Genomic DNA, 6627 nt, shown 5'->3' with positions numbered 1-6627 from the left:
AAACAATGTCACACACGAATAAATATCACTCTCTATTTATTAACAGTCAACAGACAGGTATTAGCAATGCATTTCATTAAACTGGTTGCAGCTTTTTTATTTGTTATTTCTGGCAGTGTTTTTGCAGCAGACTTTACGGTGGCGCCAGCAGTGGTTAAAACAACTAAAATTTATCAGAGTGGACCTGCTACCCATATGCAAAGCGCTTCTCGCCATATGGCGACTGTCGAGCAGGGGGGCATAAATAACCGTGTTTCGATTACTCAGGCAAATGCAGGGAATACGGCAGATATAAAGCAAAATGGTAATAATAATAGCCTGTCGATCTCCCAAAATGGTGGATATGATATGGCTGATGTGCAACAGGATATCGCAACCTCAAACAGTGATATTACCATTAATCAGGGGTCTATGGATTTAGGTACGGATTCTCGTGACGCAAGAACGGTTCACGTTCAGCAACTCGGCGCGACAGGCAGTTCTGTGAATATTACTCAAAATGCAGCGGCTTCAGCGTATGTGAGTCAAAGCGGTTCACAAAATAACGTCACTATTGTGCAACGCTGATTAGAGCTTTTCGAGTTTGCTGTTTAGCATACTGTGAGCAGCGATGGTGTGGTGGGGTTAAAAAATTATGATTTTTTTGAGAAACGGCGACTGTTAGTGTCTTTATGGCTGTGCGCTATACATCATGGCAATCCGATGTTTCACATACAGGTAGGGCATGCACTGGTTTATCTTGCTTGCCCTATTTTTCTTTTTAACTTACGATCAGACTAGTGTGGAGAAAAATATTTAAAAGGATTGCTATGAAAATTATAACTATCGCTTTTTTGCTGCTTTCATTTCCTGCCATAGCTAAAGATCAAATACTCACACAGTCAGAACTGCAAACTATATACGATAAATTAAATATCTCGACTTTTCGAAGTTCTCTGATGCCAAAGAGAACGAAAGATATAGTCTATTTAAGTCAAGTTGACCTTCCTGCTCCTGAGTATTTTAGCAATGGATTCTCGATAGAAAATAAAGACTGGGTCTATACCTTTAGCGTCATAGAGAAAAAAGACAAAAACAGAGACGGTGTTGTTGATTACACAATCTGTTTCTCGGATAAATCGAAAACAGGAACATATCATTCAGTCCAGCCAATGTTGATTTCGCCATTAGGTATCGACGGTCAATTCATCGCTCTGTCATACACCGTGGATGGATGTTGACCTCAGGAAGTGAACTGTTCGCATGAAAAGACCCGTCTGAATCGGTAACTGACGGAGCAGGTCAGGAATGCCTTCACGATAAACATGTTAGCTGTCGGCCAATAATGCGTACGACAATGTTTAATTATATTGAACGCGATTACCATCGGCTGAGACCGTCACAGTGTCAGTGGAGGTCTCAGCCGGAACAGTTTGAAAACGCAAGCCTTGCTTAGGATTGTGTCCACATTGCGTGGATGGGATCTCTCACCCAAACTTCTCCAGTGTGGACAGCAGTGTAATTTTAACGTTCCCTGAGAGCTTCTCCGACTTTATTCAGTGGCTTGATGAGATAATCCAGAACCGTTCTGTTGCCTGTCTTGATATCGACGGTTGCCACCATACCCGGGAATATAGGGAAATGTTCTTTATTGCGATTCTCAAGGTAATTCGCTTTCGTGCGGATATAGACACGATAATAATAAACATCGCGTCTAACGTCGTCCTGAATCGTATCGGGAGAAATCATCGTCACCTCCCCCGGTAATCCCCCATAAATTGAATAATCGTATGCGCTAATTTTCACGGTGGCCTGTTGTCCTGGATGAATAAATGCCACATCCCGTGGTGATATGCGGGCTTCAATCAGCATCTGGTCATTAATAGGGACTAATGTCAGTAACTTGCCGTTAGGTGGGAGGACGCCACCGACGGTGGTGACTTCTATATTTTTCACCACACCCCGAACCGGAGAGTATAACTTCAGCCGGGTCAGCGAGTCTTCACGACCTCGCATTACGGGCCTCAGTGCTTCCACTTCTTCATTCGCACGGGTTAGCTCTTCGCGGGCACGGACATAGAACTGGGATTTAAGATCTAAGGCTTTATTTTGCATATCGTTTAGCTGACTCTTAAGGCGCAGAACTTCAACACTGCTCGCGGCCCCCTGCCTGACTAATGGTTCCGTCATGTTCAGCTGTTGCCTGACCAGACTGATGCCTTCTTTTAATCCGCTAACCCCCTCTTCAAGCGCCGCTTTTCGCGTGCTATACAGGTCGGTCTCTGTCTTAATCAGCACGGCATCGTCAGCCACTTCAGGTGGAAAATGTAATGCGTGACCGTCTACTTCAGCCTCAAGACGCGCAGCGCGTGCGATAGCCGCCTTCAGGCGAGAAGCGCTCTCTTTAACACTGGACTCTGTTTTGGTTCTGTCCAGTTCAGCCAATAATTGCCCGCGTTCAACAATATCGCCTTCACGAATGTTCAGTTGATAAATAATCCCCCCTTCTAAAGATTGCACGACTTGTTCACGTGAAGAAGGGACAACTTTGCCACTTCCCGTGCTGACCTCATCCAGAGTGAAAAATTTTGCCCACAAAAGAAAACCGGCCAGCATGATGAAAATTGTCCATACCAGCAATGTTGAGCGTCCCAGCTTCGGCTGAGTCATCAAATCCTGAGAGACGGCAGAAGATTGCGCCATTATTTTTGTCCTCCCCGCAGGGCAACATTGTTGGCTGTCGCGGTAGACAACTGCGATTGATTCAGTACTTTTTCTTTACTGTCATTAATGATGACACGGCCATTATCGATGACAATAATGCGGTCAACCATGCGTAGAAGTGCCAGTCGATGTGTTGCGACAATGAGTGTGCGATGTCCTAGCCAATGTGTCAGTTGATCAATAACATGCTGCTCGCATACCTCATCCATGGCTGCCGTCGGTTCATCCAGTAGTAAGACTTCGGGCTGACAAAGCAGCGTTCTGGCCAGCAACAATGCCTGACGCTGGCCGCCGGATAATCCGTAACCGCCTTCCATAATCATGTAGTTCAAACCATTCTTTTGGCGTTGAACAAAAGGCAGAGCGCCACTTATCTGCAAAGCATGGTGAATTTCTTCATCTGTTGCTTGTGGACGTCCCATCGTCAGGTTTTCGTAAATCGACCCAAAAAAGAGATGGGCATTTTGGTTCAGGAAGCCAACGTCACGACGAACATCGGCGGGATCAAGGTGACGCATGGAAATACTGTCCATAAGCAGTTCACCCTGCTGAATCGTCTGCATACCCGATAGTATCTGCAGTAATGTGGATTTTCCCGCACCGTTTTTCCCAAGAATGGCGATACGTTCTCCCGCATTAATATTCAGCTTCGAAATGGCAATGTCAGGAATTTTGGTCTCTTCATCGTAATAAAATACGGCGTCCTGCAATTGATAGTGTCCCTGAAGCAGAGGCTTATGAACAAACTTATTACTTTCTTCCTGATCGACGGGTCGGCGCATCAACTCGTCCAGCCCTTTGCGCGCGACTTTTGCCTGCTGCCAGCGTGCAAGCACTCCCGAAATTTGCGCCAGGGGGGCAATCGTCCTTGAGGCCAGCATCGATGTGCCTACCAGCGCCCCTGTCGTCATGTCACCTTTCATGACCAGAAAGCTGCCGACCAGCAACACAACCGCATAGACAATGGACTGAACTTCCTGGGTCCAGGTCATCAAAAGACTGGTCAGAAAGCGTTGCCGCATCCCGATGGATGAAGAGACATTATTGGAGTGATTCCACTGGTTCTGAAAACGTTGTTCGGCGCGCAGAAGTTTAATATCTTCAATACATTGAACGGACTCAACAAGAACCGCGTTGCGAATAGCCGATTCACGCATCCCTTCACTGGATAACTTAGAAAGCGGAAACTGAATAATAATTCCAGGGATGATTAATAACGGAAGGGCAGTTAACACAACATAAGCAAGTGGACCGCCAATATTCCATATAATTGCAAAAAATAAAAAGAAGAAGGGGAGATCGGTAACGGTACTGATCGTTGTTGAAGTAATTAAATCACGTACGGATTCCAGTTCGCGGATTTGTGAAATAAATGATCCTGTTGATTTTGAACGTGCGCTATTTTTAATCCGTAATGCATGACCAAAAACCTGATCGGATATTCTTAAGTCTGCTCTCTTACCGATAATATCGGCAATATGAACGCGAATAATTCGCATCGTAAATTCGAAAGTCAGGGCTAATAAAACCCCGAAAAAGAGAACCCAGAGTGTCGGTTCCGATTGTGCAGGTACAACCCGATCATACACTTGCATGGAGAACAGCGTTCCAGCCAGTGCCAGGACGTTTGCTACCAGCGCTGCAACAACAATATCAAAATAGCGTGACCAGTCCTGCAATGCCAGTTTCCAGAACCAGTTACGGCGATAAGGCTTAATATAGTTATCAACGCGTGCATCAGGGATGGACGTCTGTGGGCGGAGAATGGCGACTCTTTTAATTCTGGACGAGATTTCCTCTGCGCTAAAAATACTTTCCAGACTATTGTCGTCATCAAAAACGATACTAACGTTTCCCTGATTATCCATTTTGGTCAGAACACCAACTTGCCCCTCTGAAAACTCAACCACAAGCGGCATACGCCAGGGATCAAGCATTTTGGGTTTGAAGGCTGTCAGATGGATAGCCAGACTTAACTGGCGCGCCATATTTTCCAGCGTGGAACCGATAGAGTGACTCTTATCCCACTGCATTGCCACTCTGGCATTTTCTTCTGAATAGTCCAGACGGTAATGTCTCGCGACAAAAACCATCGCGGCGAGCCAGGACTCGACCAGGCTTGTATTTTGTTTCATTGATGGAACCTTTTACTGTTTGAGGCAATTGGTGTTTCCTGTCCGGGACACTTTTTAAATCGGGGTGACGGTTTTTTAGAGATTGACAATATATATTGACACATATTAACTATGTGTGGTGGTGTTATATCCAAAAGCGCAATGTTATTTTATGTAAAAACTGAAAGGTATTTTTTTACGGTCTATTTTTGGACTCTGAAAGATGGTGTATTTTTGGACCCTCCATTGTTTGAGATTCGTCAACAGAGAATGTCTAATTAACGTTAATTAAAGTCGTGTTCAGTACGCCGACATTACATGCCATTTGCCCAGTGAAGTATTCAATAATGGCATCCATTTTTGGACGGTTGCATTAAAGGATTAATGTCGACAATAAATTTACTCTGGGAATTTTTTAGTGAAGAACATTAATGAACGAAATGAAGAAAACATCTTTAATTTTTTTAAAGATGTTTTCACATTTGCAACATTTTCATTTTGTCTGGCGCTGACAGGTAACGTACATGCAGCTTTAGTTTCCTTTGACGAATGTCCGTCTGACTGTCCTGCCTCAGCAAATCATCAGCCCAAATCCTCCGTTCTCTCCCTGCAGGACAGTATTCTTTCTGCCATCAGCATAAGCCCTGAAATGGCGGAAATCAGGGCAACCATGAATGTTGATAAGGCAAAGATAAGCGAGAGTAAAGGCGCATGGCTGCCGCAGGTGTTTGTGAATGGCGCCAGTCGCGATCTCGTGTCCAGCGACAACCAGGACGCTGAAAGTTATGGCATTAGTGTTTCTCAGCTACTTTATGATTTTGGCCGAACCACAAATACCATTAAACAAGCTGAAACGACTGCGGCCGCGGATGCCTTCAGATTACAGGCATCATTAAATACGATCGCCGAAAAAGTGACTCTGCTCTATGTAAGAGCAAACCGCTATCAGACGCTTATTCAGGTAGCGGAAGAAAATATTGCTTCATTACGAAGTGTTGAAAAACTGGCTACATTGCGTGCTGGCGCTGGTTTGAGTTCATCTTCCGATGTCCTTCAGGCCCAGACTCGAGCCATTGCCATGCAGACCTCGCTGGAAGAGTTTCGTTATCAACATGTGCTGGCTATGCGTCAGCTTGCCATCCTTACTGGCATCGATGCTGCAAGTCTTTCAACGATACCCGAGGCATTTAATGCCCCTCTTGCCCCTTTTAATACTGACGACTACGACACGTTACCGGCGGTAAAAGCGGCCCTGACAGATAAAAAATCTGCGGAATATAGCGTCAGCCGGGCCAAAGCGGGGCACATGCCCTCCATCTCACTTCGTGCCGATCACTCCTATGGTCAGAACGGTTCTTCTGCCGAGTCTTCCTGGGATGATCACATGACGGTCAACGTGAGCGTTCCTCTTTATCAAGGGGGGATTGTTTCTTCTCAGGTCGAGCAGGCGCAAGGTGATGTGTTGGGCGCACAAGCCCGGGTTAATCAGGAAAAAATGGATGCGCAACAACGCATTGACAGTTTTCATGATGACTGGGTTGGCGCCATCGCACGTAAAGCGAATGGCGAACATCAGTTAAAGGCTGCTCTGAAAACACGGGAAGTCTACCGTAACGAATACACCCTGAACGCACGCAGTCTGAACGATCTGCTTAGCGTAGAGCAGGACGTATTTCAGGCCGAACAGGCGGTGACATCAGCCACATTCGACGTGGAACAGGCGGCTGTTTCCTACTCAATCAGCACGAATACCCTACTCAAACAGCTTCGCATTGAGCCTTAAGGGCTCGCTCCGTTTGAACCCAGCACA

General features: G+C 45.8%; 5 protein-coding genes. 3 read left to right on the top strand and 2 right to left on the bottom strand.

Going from position 1 to position 6627, the window contains the following annotated elements:
* Window positions 1–567: hypothetical protein (locus NNO04_RS06390; protein WP_271443961.1), on the top strand; the 567-nt coding region annotated here is incomplete at its 5' end.
* A gap of 242 nt (window positions 568–809) precedes the next feature.
* The gene (locus NNO04_RS06385; RefSeq protein ID WP_271443960.1) at window positions 810–1220 is read left to right on the top strand and encodes a hypothetical protein; all 411 of its coding nucleotides are present in this window, start codon (window positions 810–812) and stop codon (window positions 1218–1220) included.
* Window positions 1221–1503: 283 nt separating this feature from the next.
* On the opposite strand, the gene NNO04_RS06380 is transcribed toward NNO04_RS06385, so the two are convergent.
* Window positions 1504–2682, bottom strand: coding sequence for an HlyD family type I secretion periplasmic adaptor subunit (locus NNO04_RS06380; protein WP_271443959.1), 1179 nt, complete (start codon window positions 2680–2682; stop codon window positions 1504–1506).
* The gene (locus NNO04_RS06375) at window positions 2682–4838 is read right to left on the bottom strand and encodes a type I secretion system permease/ATPase (RefSeq protein WP_271443958.1); all 2157 of its coding nucleotides are present in this window, start codon (window positions 4836–4838) and stop codon (window positions 2682–2684) included. Before NNO04_RS06375 ends, NNO04_RS06380 begins: the two co-directional genes overlap by 1 nt.
* A gap of 397 nt (window positions 4839–5235) precedes the next feature.
* On the opposite strand from NNO04_RS06375, the gene NNO04_RS06370 reads away from it, so the two are divergent.
* Window positions 5236–6600, top strand: coding sequence for a TolC family outer membrane protein (locus tag NNO04_RS06370; RefSeq protein ID WP_271443957.1), 1365 nt, complete (start codon window positions 5236–5238; stop codon window positions 6598–6600).
* Window positions 6601–6627 lie beyond the last annotated feature (27 nt).

The sequence above is a fragment of the Citrobacter sp. Awk 4 genome (assembly GCF_028069725.1).
Lineage (GTDB): Bacteria > Pseudomonadota > Gammaproteobacteria > Enterobacterales > Enterobacteriaceae > Citrobacter_D.
This window is presented reverse-complemented; position numbering and strand designations above follow the sequence as displayed.

Excerpts from the sequence above, each read along its gene's own strand:
- NNO04_RS06385 (WP_271443960.1), top strand. The coding sequence starts at position 810 with ATGAAAATTATAACTATCGCTTTTTTGCTGCTTTCATTTCCTGCCATA.
- NNO04_RS06380 (WP_271443959.1), bottom strand. The coding sequence starts at position 2,682 with ATGGCGCAATCTTCTGCCGTCTCTCAGGATTTGATGACTCAGCCGAAG.
- NNO04_RS06375 (WP_271443958.1), bottom strand. The coding sequence starts at position 4,838 with ATGAAACAAAATACAAGCCTGGTCGAGTCCTGGCTCGCCGCGATGGTT.